Genomic DNA, 15,770 nt, shown 5'->3' with positions numbered 1-15,770 from the left:
CGACGTGTACCTCGCCGCGTCCGCCGACAGCGATCCTGGCAACGAGGTCGAGGCGGACGCTGCCGACGGCGAGGAAGAGTCTGCCGACGGCGACACCGAGGTCGAGATCCGCTCCGCCGAGATCGAGGTCGTGCTCTCCGACCTCGGTGAGGTACTCGAACAGCACTTCTTCCGTCGGCTCGAACTGTGGGATGCCGAAGACGACGTGCTTGTCGAAGCATCCGCTGCCGAGGACCTGGATGGGGAGCGCCACGAGCTCGTGTTGCGGTTGTGCTACCGGCTGCGCTGGAATCCTGAAGAGGGGGTGGGCGAGCACTGGGTGAACTATCCGAAAACGTCGGATCCCGAGGATGAGAGCTACGACCGGGTCCGTCGTCCGGACCGGAACATGCTGCCGTTCACTGTCCTGATGCCCGGCCAGCCCCTGACCCTGCGGCCCGGCAGCGCCTTCCGCGAGTTACTGAACTCGGGCGGGGACGACCTGACCACCGCTCTCCAGGCGCTCTCCTCGGCGGTCGACAGTGCCACCGACGGGCTCAGCGCGACCGACGTAGTCAGCGGCGTGTTGGACGACGTCTTCGAGCCCGTCCGGGGAACACTCGATATCGACGCTGACACCGCGATCGCGGACATCGTCAACTTCCGCGCCGAAGGCGGCTCGGTAGCTGGGCTGCTCCGAGCACTCCAGCCAGCGCTGCGGCTCGGATCCCCGGAAGCGCTGCCTCTGCGCCGGCACGGGTCCACGACCGCCGCAGTGCTGGCGGCTGCGGAAGCCCTCGTGGTCGCCTCCCAAGCCGGCGCGGTCGTCGTGTGCGATGACTTCGGCGACCAACTCGACGCCGGTGCCGCCGAACATCTGGCATGCGAGCTGCGAACCGCGTGCGATCAACTGTGGATGTCGACTCGGCGTCCGGAAGCCGCACGCGCGTTTCGCCCCGAAGAGATGGTGCGACTCTCCGTGCGAACAGGCGAACGCACTGCTCACCAGATGGTGCCGCCGTCCGACAAGCGAGAACTCAGCGTGGTGCGGCAACTCCACCTGCAGTTGCTCCCCGCCATGAGCAGCCGGGCGATCGTCGTGTTCGAAGGCCGTCACGACGTCGCAGCCTTGACCGCCATCAGCCAACGGCGCGCCGGCAAGATGTCGCCTGCAGCGTACGGAGTCCGGTTCGTCGAAAGCGAAGGCCACACCGAGGTCGTCAAGATCTGCAGGCTGGCTCGCCAACTCGGCTTCCGGGTGATCGCCGGCCTCGATTTCGACAAGCCCGGCCAAGGCGCGGACACCTCGTTCGCCGAAGCGCAGCAGGTCGCCGATGACGTCATTCGCCTGCCCGAACGGTTCGCCATCGAGATGGCGCTCGTGCACGGAGTCCCACGGCAGAGCCTGCTCGACGCCTTCACGGACCTGGACGAGCAGTGGCAGCTCGGCTTGGCTGACATGGAACAGCTCAACGACCGAGACTTGGAGAAGCGCCTCGCGAAGGCGCTGCACAAGTCCGGAGTGCACGCTCAGTACGTGTATTTGCTCGCCGGGTCGGTGCCACCCACGGTCGCAATCCGATTCCTCGGCCAGGCGGTGGAACTTGCGAGAGGGACGGCCGCCGGGCCGGTGACGTTGACCGTATGACCACGACGCACCGATTCAGCCCGATTGGCAAGCAACGCGATGTTCGCGACAGCGAGGCACCGACGCTTCTCGTCCTCGGAGGTGCCGGTACTGGCAAGACCGTCACTGCAGCGGCGGCAGCCCGCGCACACCTGCTGCGGCGAGACGCGGATGCTTCTGCCGGCACCGCTCGCGATCGCGTGTTGTTCTTGACCTTCAGTCGAACCGCGGTGACACAAATCCTTAGTCGCAGTAAGGGAATCCTTCGCGACGTCGCCGATCGGGTGGACGTGCTGACGTTTCACGGGTTGGCGTGGCAACTGATATGCGACTTCGGTCGCTACATCGGGCACAGCGAACGTCCGACGCTGCGTGGTGAAGCGCAAAGCAAACTGTTCCAGGAAGATCCCACTGTCTTGTCCTACAACGACTTACTTCCCGAAGCGCTCAAGGTCTTGCACCTTCCTCGCATCGGCCCGCTCGCGCAACGCCGGTGGTCACTTGTGGTCTGCGACGAATTCCAGGACACCGACAGCGAACAGTGGAGATTGCTCGAACGCCTTACCGAGGTTGGCAACCGCCTGCTGCTCCTCGGCGATCCCAACCAGATGATCTACGACAAAATCCCCGGCCGAAAGGGCGTCGGCTCCGAAAGGCTCGCCGCGGCAGTCGCACGGCCGGGCGCCACACAGATTCCTTTGCCACTGGGCTCATACCGAGATCCGACCCAGCTCCTGCCCACCGTGGCCGAAGCAGTGCGCCAGCGAAACTTCAGTCACCCTTCCCTTGCAGAAGCCACGGCCAACGGAAGACTTCGTATCGTGACCGGGGTCGACGCCCATCCTGCGGTCGACGAGGTGTGCGCTGCGATCGACGAAAGTCGCGAGCAAGGAGCAAGCACCTTCGGAATCTTCCTACACGGCAACGAACCCACGGCAGCCATGTCCGCCGCACTCACCGAAAGAGGGGTCGACCACGTCGCCGTCGGCCTCTCCGAGAGCTACGGAGAAGCGCTCAGCACCTTCATGATGATGATGCAGTTCGCCGCCGGCGCGACCGCCTGGGACAACGTTTTGGTGCGGATGGCCGTCTTCTACACCTCCACCGTCAGGAGCAAGTACGCCCCAGAACTGGCGTTCATCATCGGCAGAGGACAAGCAGACGGTCTGCTCGCCGCCAGGCTGGACGAACTCCGCGTCGCGCTATCGGACGCGCCCGACCTTGACGCCGCCGCTCACATCGCGGCCACCGGCTGGCCAACGTTGGGACTCAACCGCGGCCATCGCCAGTGGCGTCGAGCCTCCGCCGAAGTGATTCGGCTGATGACCGTGTCCGGTCGCATGCTCGATGCCGTCAGCCGCCAAGTCGAGACCATGCGGATGGAATCCTTCACCGACGTCGACGCTGGCGACCAGGCTGCCCTCCAGGTGATGAATCTCCATCAGACCAAAGGGCGCGAGTCTGACGCCGTGGTCGCAGTGTTCCGCCCCAGCGACTACTACGGCAACGAATCCGAGCCCTTCGAAAGTGCGAGCAGACTGCTGTATGTGGTGCTGACGAGAGCACGTCAACGAGTCACCTTGCTGTTGCCCAACGGTCCGCACCCCCTTGTCGCGCCTTTTACTACCCTGTAGAGGTTCTACGGGATTCCCTAAATCCGATTTCCGTCGCTGAGGCGGAACGGCGCACAGGGGTTCACCAGTCAAACATAGGTACTCGCGGAACTCGACGTCATACTGGGCGCATCAGTGAATGGTTCGACCCGCGGCCGTAGTTGAGTGCGTGAGCAGCGTCAGGAAGACTACGCAGTAGTCGTTGCAGGAAACCTCAATCTCGTGAGAGAATTAGTAGTCATGAAATAATGAAAGGTCTCAGGTGAGTCGGAGTATATCGTTGAGTGACTTAAGGGTTCTCTATGGACTTTCGGCAGGAAGGTGCATGTATCCAGGATGCGACGTGGCAATAACCGAAGAAGTGCCCGGAATACTGCAGCTTGCGTCCATTTTTGCCGTAAATCCAGGCGGCCCTAGGTATAACCCTGACTTACCTCATTCGGATCGGTCCAGCGGGGCGAACCACCTGCTTTTTTGTCCATCCCATCATCTTCTTGTCGACACTCATCCGGACGATTATCCGGCCCACCGTCTCCAGGAGATTAAGTATAACCATTTTCGTCGAGTGAAGGCGCAACTTGAAGGCGCAAGCGTCGCTCATCCGCTGGGTGACGTCCTGCTGGAGGAGTCTGGCGCCCTCGGCGTGGCATATCGAGCATGGGTCGATAACGCCAGTAACGGATCTGAAGAATTCTGGCAGAAACTCTTTGATTCCACTCCAACCTGCTTTATGCCCGCCTTGGGGGCAAAGCCGTATGTCCTGCAAGGAAAAGCCTATGTGGGCGGGAAGAGTTTCAACAACAAGGGCGGAAATATCCTAGACTTTCTAGCATTCTACAAGTCAAATGTCGCCTGCGTGGAGATAAAGACCCCTACTGTGGAGCTGATGGGCGGCAGGTATCGAGACAATTCCTACTTGCCCGGCAAGGAATTGACTGGAGGGGTTGCCCAGGTGCTGGAGAGTAGGCGATCCCTGTTGAGTGAATTCAATAGCCTAAATAATCGATCTTCGAGCGCCGACCAACGTTCGGCTTACGACCCGACATGCTTCCTGATTATTGGGAACAGTGAGGCGCTTGAGGTGGAGAAGCGGACATCATTTGAGTTGTATAGGCGCAATCTCAGGGATGTTGCAGTGTACACATACGATGAAATCTTTAACGGCATCAAAACCTTGCTCGAAGCTGCAGGTAAGCCACCGTTCCACTAAAGCCGGACAACTGATGTGGACCTCGCCGTCCTGCACGGTCGCTCAATACCCGGAGAGGACGAGAGTGTGCAGTCCCAACGTGCACCTGGCAGGCTTGGAGAGACGACTTGTTCATGACCGTTGACCATGTGGGCGTGTCCGTAAGCCTGGTGCGGAACGACAGCCGTCTGGTCAGCCGCATTTATCCAAGGCCATTCAGCACGAGCTTGATTGCGCTAAGCACGCCACGTTCGGCGGCGTCGATGAGCGGCCGGAGCGGGCGGCGTGTGCCAATGCCAGCGGCCTGGCCTGTCCAGTAGCCATCGAGTTCGTCCTGCGGGAGGAGCTCCAGCGCCACCTGGCGTAGTGGCAGGTCAGGGGACCCGTTGTCCAGTTCGGTCCAGGACACGAAGACGCCAGCGTCGCGTTGCCGTATCGCCTTCATGTGGAGCCTTCCCGCGAGGGAGGCGCAGGCCCTGTACTGCTGATAGAGGTTTTCGGGGATATGCGGCCTGACCATGCTAACTCTCAACTGAAGGCGGTCGACGTCCTCAGCGTGCTGCCCCAGCGTCATTTTACCAAGAGAGGCACAGAGAACGGGCGTGGTGATAACTTCGGGATACTCGGAGTCGACTAGGACGTCATACAAGAACTCGACGCCCCCCATCAGGCGCCGCTGCTCAACCAGGCAGCTCCCCACTTCGTTCACTGCCCTGACGCGTTCCTCATGGACGATACTGTTCGTGAACAGGTGCCTGACGTCGCCGGAGTTCGCCCTGATGCTGGCGGCGCCCCGGCGGATGTAGATGTCCCCCGAGCGGAAGAGCGTCTTGTCGTTCGCAATCTGGCCATCCCGCGCTGCTAGCACGGGCTGGGCGAAGCGACGTCGGAAGTGGATTATCCCGTATCGCTTCCCCTCGTCCGCGCCGGATTCGACCAGCGTGTGTTCGGCTGCCAACACGATGAAGTCGCCGTCGATGTACTTCTCAATCGCCCTGCGGATGACCGTAGTATCGATCTTCTCAGTGGCGGTCAGGCCGACGCGCTCGTAGTCATCTGTCACGCCGACGATGATCGTCCCACCAGTCGGCAGGTTACAGAAGGCAAGCGCGTCCTTGGCCAGGTTAACTCTGGCAGAAGTGCTAGAGAGGTTGCTCAGTGTGGCCTTGAAGTCCCATTCATCGCCTTCCCCGCGCACCGACACCAGCTGCTCGAATACCTGACGCGAGATCCGATCCTGGTAGTCGGCGACAGGCTGATGTGGCTGGCCAGACGCACTCGTCACGGAATGACCCTCTCCTTTTGGGATTGCTGGTTGAACAAACGTTTCATGGTCATCCGGTCATGACCGGGTATACGCAAGCCGGCAAGGTGGCGACCACGGCGCAAACGCTGTCGCGGCCGTACTGCAGGGGGCCGTCCGGCGGCCAGTTCCGAGCAGTTCCAGATCCATGACCAGCAACGTACACTATATTCGCACATGCGTTCGAGAACCTGCCTCGCGGAGCTGTAGCCTGAGGTGAACCACGTGACAGCGGGACGTGAGTTGTCACATGCCTGTATGAGTTTGAACGCCGAAGGCAATTCAGTTCTCGTCGAAGTACTCCACCGCAGCGCGGCGGATCTGCGTCAGGCGCTTCGAAACGGCACTGTGGTTGGCGTATCCAAGTATGTCCGCGATCTCGGTCTTGCTGATCATGCCACTGTTGAGCAGCACTACGATTTCCCGGTTCCGGGCGTCCATCAGCGCGAGGAAGTCGTTGGTGACCACATTGCCCAGCATCTCGCTCTCCGGCCCTTGGACCGGCGTCGTGTCGGTCAACTCGACAAACTTCACTGTGACCTTGCGCCGCTTGCCGTGCAACTTGCGTTCGAAGTCTTCGCGTGCTGCGGCTGCAGCGGCTTGCTCGTCTTCGACGCTCACAGCGATGGCCGCCACGTCATCGCTCGGTAGGTCGAGCTGACCCACACACGGCAGGTACACAGTCGGCGGCCCGTGTTCGGCCGCACGGTATGGCGAACAACCATCGGCCGAGGCGCCGGCGCCGCACAGCGGGCTGGACGGCAATCGCGGAACCGGCAGTGCGCCGATGCCACTGCCCCGATCGTGACAGCGCGCATGAGGCAACGCCGATACCAGATGTGTCATAGAAAGTCGCTGTTCATCAGCTCGCGGACCCGCTTGAACTGGAACTCGAACTCATCCGGTCGCTGGTTGCGCCGCTTCCACGGACGCTGAGCCAGCGGAGCGCGACGGTCCGCTGAGCAGTAAGGAACCGGCGTCGCGGCGCGTCGTCGACGATGCCGAGGTCCGGCAACAGCGAGATCCACTGCTCGTCGGCGATGGCGTGGGCGCTGAGGTGTTCGACCAGCTCAGCGGCGTCGTACGCCGTGTCGCTATAGCCGACGAACTCCCAGTCGACGAGGTGGATGTTCGGCTCGTCCCAGAGCCAGTTGAGCAGGTTGGAATCGCCACGAGAGAGGACCCTCGGCGCGGGTTCGGCCAGGACAGTGGCGTCGCCTCGTTGCTCCCAGATGCCGAGGAGTGACCGCATGTCGACGGTCAGCGGCTCGCGGTTGCAGTCTTCGAGCTGGGCGGCCCAAACCTGGATGATCCGCTGCATGTAGTGCGTGGCCGAGTCGACACGGGGCATGTCGACGAACGGTCGATCGGGATTTCTCGAAGCTGGCCGAGGACGGTGATCGCGGCGCGCAGTGCGGTGGCGGGCTCCGCGAGGTCGGACAGTGGCTGGCCGGCGACCATAGTCATCGCGACGGCCGGAAGTTCTGGGTCCGGGTCATGCCAGAGCGGCTTCGGGGCCGCGGTGATGCCGCAGGCGGCGACATGCGTCAGGGCCTGATATTCACAGGCGGCCCGATCACGTTTGTCGGTGCGGTACAGCTTGAGGCAGACCTCGCCGTCGGGCCCGTCCCAGGCGAAAACCAGGTTGTTTCGACCTCCGGCCAGCGGTCGGAGCTCCAGGCGCGGAAGGGCGCTATCGAGGGTGGCCGAACCCTGGCGACGGCAACGGCGCACCTCTTCTACGACACTGAGCAGCTCAGCGATCGGTGGCGGCACAACAAGTCCTCGATCCGATTCGTCAACGGAGTCGTAGCACGGCGTCTGCCCGAGTGGCTGAGGCTTCCTCATCGCCAACGTCGCCGCTTGCCATGGTGCTCAGCGTTTCGGTCAAGACGGACTCGGCGACCTCGATGGATGTCACGAGCTCGGTCAGCACGGGCCAGGGGATGTGCCCGGCGCCGAGGCCAGCCCGTTCAACGAGTACGCGCAAACCTGTTAGCTGCCCTGGCATTGACCATGCGCGGCATTCGGCGTGCGCCAAGACTTCTCGCGCGACAAAAGCATCTGCTGACCGCTCGGCGTCCTCGACGAGTCCGGTGCACAGAACCCGCGCTTGAGAACCTGCTGCGAGGACTAGGTCGACAGCACCCAACCCGAGTCGAGCACGAAATAGCGTCGTGGGACGGTCTGTGGCCTCGCAGGCTCGCCGGACGATGTTGAGCAGGTCGATGATCTCAGCGGTGCCAAGGCTCTGGTTCTTCAGGAGCACGTAGCCGCGAAGGCAGGCTGCTACCGCACGCTCCCAGTTTTCGGATGCCACCGTGTTGTCGAGCATCTCCAGCGCGGCATCGGTTTGGCCGCTGAGGGCGTGTGCAATGATGCGCGTCTGGCGAGCTTCGCGGAGCTGCGTACTCGCGTCGTCGTACTTCTCGGCGTGCGTAGCAGCGTTCGCCCACTGGCCAGCGGCAACGAGCGCGCGGGTTCCGTCGTCGCGCATGACGTCTCGCAGCCAACGATCTACAGTCGATGGGCGATCGATGATCAGTCCGTCGAAGTCGATAGGCTGGCCATGGATCATCACCTTCCCGCCATTGTGGACGGCGTGGTTGATCGCCTCGAACTCGCGGTAGGCGCCTTCGGGATCGCCAGCTCGGCGGGTCAGTCGAGCAAGATTCACCAGGGGCTGAAGCGAGGGAATCACCGCTACACCGGAGATTGGCGACGCTGCACGGAAAATCTGGAACTGCTGGCGGCAGAGGTCAACCGCGATGTCAGGCAACCCGCAATCTGCCGCGATCAACGCGGAGAGGTTCCACACCGTGCAGGCCCGGTTTATCCGCTCCTCCATGGTGACCGGTTCGTGGCAAGAATTTGCGCACTCGCGCACGTTGCGCACGTTGGTTTCCAGGTCGGGACAGCGAAAACGGCGCTGAGGTACGAGCGGCAACCGCGCCAAAATGCGTTGCGATGCATCCTCGGTGGCTCGGTTGGTAGAAGTCACCGTCTTTGCTGTCTCAGCAAATTGTTGATCCTCTGCGTGGCTCGGAGCCGAACGCGCTGGAAGGTCCAGGATCGCGGTGCGTGCGGCCCACGCGAGGATGCTCTGTGTCCGCGCGGGCAGCCCCAGGCGGTTCCAGTGGAAGATCACTACGTAACTCAGGACGTCGCGGAGACCGCGCCTCAACGTGCCCGCGCGGGCTGCTTCACCCAGCGCTCGGCCCGCCTGCCGAAAGGCGTCGGCCCACGCTGTCGCGGATGCCAGAGGACCATTGGCGGACAGCAGTGGACCATCCGGGTTCGTGTCGGACACCATCAACTGCTTGAGGTCGCCGGCCATGGTGGTCAGCTTGGTGAGCGGGACGTCCTCGGGCAGCGGGCGTTCCTGCGCGACTCGGTGCCAGGTATCACCCTGCTCGTACCATTCCAAGCCAGCTGCGCGCATGAGGGTGCTGCATAGCAACAGCGACAGTTCGCGTCGTCCCAGTCCGACATCACCGTCGTGGGCGAGGCGCATGACGGCGCGACTGTCTTCGCTGAACAGTTCGTGTGCGGTTGCCATGCCTTCCGTGCCGCCGAATGCCGCGGTCTCCGCTTCGTAGATCCCGGTCCACCACCGGGAGATTAGGCCGTCGGCGGCGGCCTGGTCGAACGCGACTGCGAGTTGATCCCGCATGGCTTGTCCGTTTGTACCGGGGCGCAGTCGCAGTCGCCAGCAAGGGTATTTCCTCATGAACCACCAGTTGCTGATGAGACCGCTCTCTTCGGCCTGGCTCAGCAGTGGACCGATCCTGTTGGTTGCGACGTGCTCGGAGGTGCTCCAGTCGGTGAACTGGATGTAGACCTGCCACCAGTCCGACGCTTGCTGGCGTTCGAGTGCCTGGCGCCCGGCTTGCCGATAGATCTCGACGGCCTCGGCAAGGTTTGCCTGTCCGACTTGCTCGGCTGCTGCTGCATCGTTCAGCGGGGTTCCGCCCAGTACCTGGAGAATGGCGCGCTCCGCGCCCGACGAGTCCATGAGTTGCGGCGCGTCCATGCCTCGTGCCTCCGCGGTGCGTGGCGCTAGTCGATGAGTAGACATGCGTCCCATCCGGAGATCGGCGCGCTGTTGCGCGCAGCGGTGTGCAGGGCAAGAGCGGTTCCCGCTGTGCCTTCGAGGAATCCGCGGTTCGTTGCAGGCTTCTGACTGGCTCGTTGACCCAACCGCGCGGCCAGTCCTGGAAGGTGTTCGGCGAGCCCAGCTGTCTGGGCGTCGTGTGCGGATCGCCAGACGGTTTGGTACAGGCCCGCCCAGCCGTGGCACACGCTGCCGTCCGTGATGTGTCCTTGTTGGACAGGGTCGTCGAGGCAGCGGGTCAGCGCCTGTTCGTACATCAGTTGCCGTTGAGCGTCACCTATGGCAATGCCAGCGAGCTGGCCGGCACGGGCGATGCCGGGCGTGCCGTAACACCAACTGGGACGCGCGGGGCCTGGCTGGTGGGGATGGCCGGTGCGCAGCTCTGCGAGGGTGATCCATTCCGGCCACCAGGGGCCAGCGTCGCTGTCCTGCCGCCAGGAGTCGAGCCATTCACAGATCGCGGCGATCGCCTCGTGCTGGCCGTCTACGGAGACCCCGCGCCGCATCGTCTGGCTGAGCAGGGCAAGAGGCCCGGTGATTCCGTGCGCCATCCCGAAGTTGCTGTGCCCGTGCTTGAAGGGGGCGGAGTCACGACGGTGGGGATCGTGGTCAACCCACCAGCCAGGCAGCACGTCGCCGTTGATCAGCCGAGGTTTGGTCAGAGCGACGAGGTAACCAAGAACTCGCTCCATGGCAGTGCTGTGAGGGGCGCGACGCAGGAGCAGCGCGCCGATGCCGCTCAGTCCGAAGAACACGTCGTACTCGCGGAACCCAGGGAGTCTGTCGGCCTGGATGCGAGCTACTGCGGCGTCAACGCGTCGGTGCGCGAGTGCAACCACATGCCTGTCGACCTCCGCGAGTGCCTCTTGGTAGCGGTCCTTCGTACCGGATGCGGCGGCGTCCAACATGAACGTGATGGCAGGAGCGCCCAGGTAGAGGCCGGAGGTGTCGGTTGCACTGACTGGCCCGGCGACTGCTGCCATGATCCAGCGGTGGGCGTGTCGCCATGTACCGCGTTCGGCTAGTGCGCGTTCGATATGAAGCAGGGCGATGCCGGCTGTTCCCATGGTTAGCGATTGCGTAGCCCAGGGTTCGGCGTCGGGCGGTGGTTCGGGCAGATCCACGTCGGTCGCGTGTCGCTCGGCGATGTCGGCAAGGTCGGCCGCCGTGATCGTCACGGTCGTCACTGGTTCTCCGCGCGACGAGCGTTGTGCCGCAGCGCGCATGCCCGCGCGAGCCGGCCTGTGACGCGCTCAAGCGCCGGATCGACGCCGACCGAACGGTTGTGGTGCAGATGAAGCAGAGACGGCAGAACTGTCAACGGATCGCGTTGCTCAGCAAGAGCTTCTCGATATGCGCCGAGGGCAACAGCGCGGTTACGCCACGCGGCCGCGACCTCGTCACCACCGGGCAGGGATCGCAACGTCGTCAGGGTGCCGTCCGGGTCGGCAAGTGCCAGGGATCGCTTACGGAGCGCTGGATCCAGCGGCCCGTGCTCTCGACGAAGCTGGTGAATCAACCAATCCGATCCGGCCTGTGCGGAGCCGGCGAAGTTCACCACGAGGTCGACGAAGCTGGCAGCCGCTACAGCTTGGGCGTGAGTCCCAGCCCGCACAGCCAAGTTGATCTGGGCGAGAGCAGCCGCGGAGTCGGCGATGAACACGTCGTATGCGCGTTCCAATGCCGTTCGTTCACCGAATCGTCCAGCCTGTGGCTCGTAGGTGACCAGGGCGAAGTGCGACAGCAGGTGCTCGGCGCGCAGGGCGTTCGCCCACTCCGAAAGGCGTTCGGCAGCCGGGCCGTAGGCGGACGGGCCGGGCAGGCGCAGATACAGCACGAGGTACTGGTCCGCGTCGGGTTGGCTCATCTGGCGATGGCGGCGGAACCACCAGCTGGGTCGGTCTTCGTCACCAAAGGTTCCGATCAGCCTGGCAAGTCGCCCGGTGAGCACCTCGTCGAACCGCCCTGGATGTCCGTAGAGCTGCGCACAAAGGATGGGCGAGTCGCCCGGCAGGTGGCCAGCGCTGCCCGCGACAACCTGTCGCGGACCGGAGACTAGTGCGGGCTCGCGGGCGGAGGACTGCGGGCCAAGAAACAGCGGGATCAGAACCTCGTGGCGCCGGCCCAGCCAGGCGTTGTCTTCCGGACCGGATGCTTCGCGCAGTTCGAGCCGGTCACGGCGGTCCAGACGAGTCCGTAGGAGAAGTCGGTGCAGCCGGTGGCTCAGGTCCACCGGCTGCCGGCGGTCACGTTCGACCATTGCGACCCAGTCGGGGACACGCCACTGTTGCCGCCAGGCGTCCAGCCCGGCCTCCCACACAGCGAACGTGGCACCGCGACCCGGCAGGTCACCAGCAGCCAGTAGCCAGCGCGCCGGAGACAGGATCGTTCGCCGGTAACGAACTCGGGGAAGGTACGGGAGCCTGGCCGCGGCCCCGAAATGAAACGCCTTGTAGACCGAGGCCCGTGAGGTCGTGATGTCGGCGAGGAACCGAGCCAGTGGCGGAGTTTGGACGCTGGCTTCCAGGGCGTGTGGCACGCGCGGCTCTACCTGTCGACCGGTGGATATCTGGACGAGGTAGAAGCGGCGATCGTCCGCGGTGACGGCAAGGTCCGGCAACGTGATCAGGTGCTCGCCCGGTTCGCGGTGTTCGGCAACGGGAATCACGTGCGGCACCAGCTGTTCGGAGCGGACTAAGTTCTCGTTGCGTCGCTTGCGTGGCGTAAACGACAGCTGCGCGGTGATTGCATCAGGCCCGGCGGCGGTGAAGGAGGCAGCGATCGCGTCACGGCCTTCCGCGGGCAACAGATGTGCAAGCCGGCCTGCCATGCTGCTGCCGGGCCTGGGGGTTCCTGTCACCGCCAGCGTAAACCGGCCACGGGACAATGCTTCTGCGGACTTGGCGCGGACCTCGACGGCCATTTCGACACGAGTCGGCAGGTGCAGGTCAGCCGGATCGCTTGTCGCAAGTTCCTCGATCACGTGATCAGTCAGGACGATCTCACTGCCGCCGTTCAGTGTTGCTCGCTGGATCATCGCCAGCAGCTTTTCGTCGCGTTCGGTCAACTGGCTTGGTACGCGCCCACGTGACGAACCCATGTAGTCGGCGGGCAGGCCGAGTCCGCTGTCGGCCACGAGGTCCAGGACAGGCACGAGCGCACCGATTCCGTAGCGGGCACGGAAGCGGGAGTGATAGTCACGCCACGCGGGATATCCCAACGGGTAGGGGGAAAGCCGATGCAGGACATGGACGGCGTCGCGTACCTCGTGAACGACCTGCTCGGGAATCTCAACGTCACAATCCAGGATCGTGTCGGCGATCACCGGCAGGTCGGCGACAGAACTCAATGCCTGCATCCGCGTGATAACGGCCCCATCGCTGACAACACTGCGTCCGTCCGCGGAAAGCTGATGGTGAATCGCCGCGAGCTCCCGCGTCGTGCTCGCGATCTCAGGGATCGTCTCGGCTTCGACAGCTTCCAGTTCGGCGCAGACGTGGCCGAGCGCGTCCGAACAGGTCATCGGCGCACACAAGCTACTGATCAAGATCCTCTGATCGAGCAGGCCCGCCACCATTCCATCGATCTGCTGCCCAGTCGCCGTCGAAAACTGAGTCATGAGCAGTTCGCGGAGGACGCCGATCCGCACGGGCGTCTGGGCTGCTTCGACGGCTGTACGAACCGGTCGGCTGTACTTCACGGACACCTCGACTGGCGCCAGCTCTTGGCCCGTTCCGTCAGGAGCCAGCCCCGATGCCACTAATCGATCGCCGCGGACATACGCCGCGTCGTTGACGACCACGGACAGCCGCTCCAGCAGGGGCGAGCACTGGTGCAAGCGCGCGAGAATGTCACCGAGCCATGCCGCATTCGCACGAACGACGACGTGGTGGTCAAGGCCCCAACGCACCTTTGCGGTGGTACCGACCCTCGCCAAGCCGATACCGGCAAAAAGTCCGAAGGGGGTGGGGCGCTGCTGCCACCGAAGGAGGTAGGACGCCAAAGCGATGACGACTCGACGAACCGTTCGGGCGTCATGGCTCCCTGCCGAGACCATCTCGTCGAGCTGATGGTGCAGCGCCGGACTCGCGTATGCGATGGCTTCGCGAAGATCGCTCCTCTGCCATTGCCTCGACAACCACGCCACGCCGTTCTGGACGCCGTTCTCGTCGAACAACTCCGGCGCCTCGGATAGTTCCAACCCGCCCGGCTCGGTGCTGGCGCGGAGTACGGCCATGCCGGCATGCACGTACGTCGTCGATGACCTGGGTGTCACGTCTGGGCTCCTGGGACTCTGCGGCGGGCGGGATAGCTGACGGGTGCTGCTGGCGCGTCGCGGCGCACCAGCAGCACCCGGAGGATCAGGACGGGTCGTCTGCGAACGAGTTGCAGGAACTGTCACTGCCAGCGCAGGTGTTGCCGCATCCGTCGTCCGTCGGGCAGTCCCCCATGACCGGGCCGTAGGCCACGACCACCCGGACATCGAGCGCGAACTCATCCTCACCCGCCGCGGCAGGTCGCTCTGCCAACGCTGTGGCGCCGCCCGAAGACAGGACCTCCAACATGTGGGTCACTCTCCTTACTTGGTGTGTTGGTGCAGGGCCACCTGACCGGCCGTGGCGTTTGCCGCATTGGGCCAGGAGATCGTGATCCGGCTGTGCTTCTTGTCGACCACGCGTCCGTCGGGAATCTGGTCGTCCGCGGTGTCGATCGGGTAGACACGGAACTGCGGGCCGGGTCCGCCGCGGTGCTCCCGCTGCCAAATCCGAAGCTGTTCTGCTACTTCCTCGGCGAGCTTCTCCGCGTCCGGGCCGTAGGCGTGGGCGCCGAACTCCACGTCGTCCTCGTTGGCGGTACTGCGCGTCGTGACGTACGCCAGGTTTCCGCCAGCGACCACAGCCATCGCGGCAGAGTGGCTTCCCGGCGGGGAGATAAGGCCGGTACTCAGCTTCTTGTCCACCACCACCCGGCAGAAGCCGGACAGCGCCGTCGCGAGCCACATCTGCGTGTCGGCCCACGGCTCGAACCGCCCGATGGTCGCCCCGCTCCAGACCTCCACCCGCGGCATGCCGAACACGCCTTCCAGCGCGGTCGGGTCTATGGGAACCTCGTCGTCCATGCGAAGAGTGACTTCGCCGTCGCGCATCACGAGCAGCTTGCCCTGGTGCGCTCCGGCACCCTGCATCTGCACGAACCCGAACAGCCGGGCCGACCGGCTGACCAGGTACCCGTCCGCCTTCTCGAACGCGATCGTCCGCGAGAGGCCCCTGATCTGCAGCGGAACGATGAGACGTCCGGACTCAGCGAGCTGATCCACCCAGGCCGGAGGGACGTCCCACGCACCGACGGTGACGAGGATCCGGTCATACGGACCGTGCTCCGGAACACCGAACTCGGCGTCGCCCAGCACGACGTTGACCCCCGAGTAGCCCGCCTCCCCAAGAAAACGCGTGGCCCGTTCCGTGATGTCCGCGTCGATGTCGACCGTGGTCACCCGTCCTGAAGGGCCAACGAGCTCCTTGATCAGCGCGGCGTTGTATCCGCCGGAGCCGATCTCCAGCACGTTCATCCCCTCGGTGATCTCCGCCTGCTCCAGCATGTGCGCCTGCACCTGCGGTGCGGAGACCGAGCTCACAGAGACCCCCGCCTCGTCGCGCTTGGTGACCACGCCGTTGTAGAGCTGGTAGACCTCATCCAGCTCGATACCGGGAGCGAACAGCTCACGGGGCACCTTGCGCATCGCTGCCTCGACCTGGGCCGACAGGATGGTGCCCTCGACGATGAGGGTGTCGACCATCTGCTTGCGCAGCTCGGCGGCGCGGTCCGAGCCGGCAGCGTCACTGTTCGCTTCTGGGGGTACAGCCATGTCGTTCACAGGTCTTCCTCGTCGTTGGTTTCGTTGCGGTTGGAAGGTGAAACTTCTTCCCCGACGGTGCTGGCCAGGG

At 64.0% G+C, this 15,770-nt stretch carries 12 protein-coding genes; 3 read left to right on the top strand and 9 right to left on the bottom strand.

The features are described from left to right. The first annotated feature begins 4 nt into the window (after positions 1 to 4). The 3 genes from ACZ6SD_RS16775 (at position 5) to ACZ6SD_RS16765 (ending at position 4,429) form a co-directional block, all read left to right on the top strand. The gene (locus ACZ6SD_RS16775; protein WP_465317840.1) at positions 5 to 1,627 is read left to right on the top strand and encodes a TOPRIM nucleotidyl transferase/hydrolase domain-containing protein; all 1,623 of its coding nucleotides are present in this window, start codon (positions 5 to 7) and stop codon (positions 1,625 to 1,627) included. Further along, positions 1,624 to 3,240, top strand: coding sequence for a UvrD-helicase domain-containing protein (locus ACZ6SD_RS16770; RefSeq protein ID WP_465317839.1), 1,617 nt, complete (start codon positions 1,624 to 1,626; stop codon positions 3,238 to 3,240). Before ACZ6SD_RS16775 ends, ACZ6SD_RS16770 begins: the two co-directional genes overlap by 4 nt. Before the next feature lie 322 nt (positions 3,241 to 3,562). Further along, the gene (locus tag ACZ6SD_RS16765) at positions 3,563 to 4,429 is read left to right on the top strand and encodes a Shedu immune nuclease family protein (protein ID WP_465317838.1); all 867 of its coding nucleotides are present in this window, start codon (positions 3,563 to 3,565) and stop codon (positions 4,427 to 4,429) included. A gap of 181 nt (positions 4,430 to 4,610) precedes the next feature. On the opposite strand, the gene ACZ6SD_RS16760 is transcribed toward ACZ6SD_RS16765, so the two are convergent. The 9 genes from ACZ6SD_RS16760 to fxlM form a co-directional block, all read right to left on the bottom strand. Next, positions 4,611 to 5,693: an AlbA family DNA-binding domain-containing protein gene (locus ACZ6SD_RS16760; RefSeq protein ID WP_465317837.1), complete on the bottom strand. Its 1,083-nt coding sequence runs from the start codon at positions 5,691 to 5,693 to the stop codon at positions 4,611 to 4,613. 300 nt (positions 5,694 to 5,993) lie between these two features. After that, positions 5,994 to 6,377, bottom strand: coding sequence for a hypothetical protein (locus tag ACZ6SD_RS16755; protein ID WP_465317836.1), 384 nt, complete (start codon positions 6,375 to 6,377; stop codon positions 5,994 to 5,996). A gap of 196 nt (positions 6,378 to 6,573) precedes the next feature. Beyond that, positions 6,574 to 7,062 carry a phosphotransferase family protein gene (locus ACZ6SD_RS16750; RefSeq protein ID WP_465317835.1) on the bottom strand — a complete coding sequence of 163 codons (489 nt, stop codon included), beginning with the start codon at positions 7,060 to 7,062 and terminating at the stop codon, positions 6,574 to 6,576. Further along, positions 6,972 to 7,559: an aminoglycoside phosphotransferase family protein gene (locus ACZ6SD_RS16745; protein WP_465317834.1), complete on the bottom strand. Its 588-nt coding sequence runs from the start codon at positions 7,557 to 7,559 to the stop codon at positions 6,972 to 6,974. Before ACZ6SD_RS16745 ends, ACZ6SD_RS16750 begins: the two co-directional genes overlap by 91 nt. Continuing rightward, positions 7,510 to 9,744: a thiopeptide-type bacteriocin biosynthesis protein gene (locus tag ACZ6SD_RS16740; protein WP_465317833.1), complete on the bottom strand. Its 2,235-nt coding sequence runs from the start codon at positions 9,742 to 9,744 to the stop codon at positions 7,510 to 7,512. The genes ACZ6SD_RS16745 and ACZ6SD_RS16740 overlap by 50 nt, the downstream gene beginning before the upstream one ends. A gap of 26 nt (positions 9,745 to 9,770) precedes the next feature. Continuing rightward, the gene (locus ACZ6SD_RS16735; protein WP_465317832.1) at positions 9,771 to 11,012 is read right to left on the bottom strand and encodes a lanthionine synthetase C family protein; all 1,242 of its coding nucleotides are present in this window, start codon (positions 11,010 to 11,012) and stop codon (positions 9,771 to 9,773) included. Then, positions 11,009 to 14,062, bottom strand: a complete 3,054-nt coding sequence (locus ACZ6SD_RS16730; RefSeq protein WP_465317831.1) for a lantibiotic dehydratase — start codon at positions 14,060 to 14,062, stop codon at positions 11,009 to 11,011. Before ACZ6SD_RS16730 ends, ACZ6SD_RS16735 begins: the two co-directional genes overlap by 4 nt. Before the next feature lie 124 nt (positions 14,063 to 14,186). Further along, complete coding sequence (locus ACZ6SD_RS16725) at positions 14,187 to 14,390, bottom strand: FxLD family lanthipeptide (protein ID WP_344280581.1); 204 nt, start codon at positions 14,388 to 14,390, stop codon at positions 14,187 to 14,189. Positions 14,391 to 14,404: 14 nt separating this feature from the next. Continuing rightward, complete coding sequence (gene fxlM / locus ACZ6SD_RS16720) at positions 14,405 to 15,691, bottom strand: methyltransferase, FxLD system (protein ID WP_465317830.1); 1,287 nt, start codon at positions 15,689 to 15,691, stop codon at positions 14,405 to 14,407. Between the last annotated feature and the right edge of the window lie 79 nt (positions 15,692 to 15,770).

It is taken from the genome of Actinokineospora sp. NPDC051303 (genome assembly GCF_055586285.1).
Note: the sequence above shows the minus strand (reverse complement) of the source record. Positions and strands in the feature narration are given on the sequence as shown.

Bases quoted from the DNA above. Each gene is read 5' to 3' on its own strand.
- ACZ6SD_RS16770 (WP_465317839.1), top strand. From the start codon at position 1,624: ATGACCACGACGCACCGATTCAGCCCGATTGGCAAGCAACGCGATGTT.
- ACZ6SD_RS16750 (WP_465317835.1), bottom strand. From the start codon at position 7,062: ATGCCCCGTGTCGACTCGGCCACGCACTACATGCAGCGGATCATCCAG.
- ACZ6SD_RS16745 (WP_465317834.1), bottom strand. From the start codon at position 7,559: ATGAGGAAGCCTCAGCCACTCGGGCAGACGCCGTGCTACGACTCCGTT.
- ACZ6SD_RS16740 (WP_465317833.1), bottom strand. From the start codon at position 9,744: ATGGACGCGCCGCAACTCATGGACTCGTCGGGCGCGGAGCGCGCCATT.
- ACZ6SD_RS16730 (WP_465317831.1), bottom strand. From the start codon at position 14,062: ATGGCCGTACTCCGCGCCAGCACCGAGCCGGGCGGGTTGGAACTATCC.
- ACZ6SD_RS16725 (WP_344280581.1), bottom strand. From the start codon at position 14,390: ATGTTGGAGGTCCTGTCTTCGGGCGGCGCCACAGCGTTGGCAGAGCGA.
- fxlM (WP_465317830.1), bottom strand. From the start codon at position 15,691: ATGGCTGTACCCCCAGAAGCGAACAGTGACGCTGCCGGCTCGGACCGC.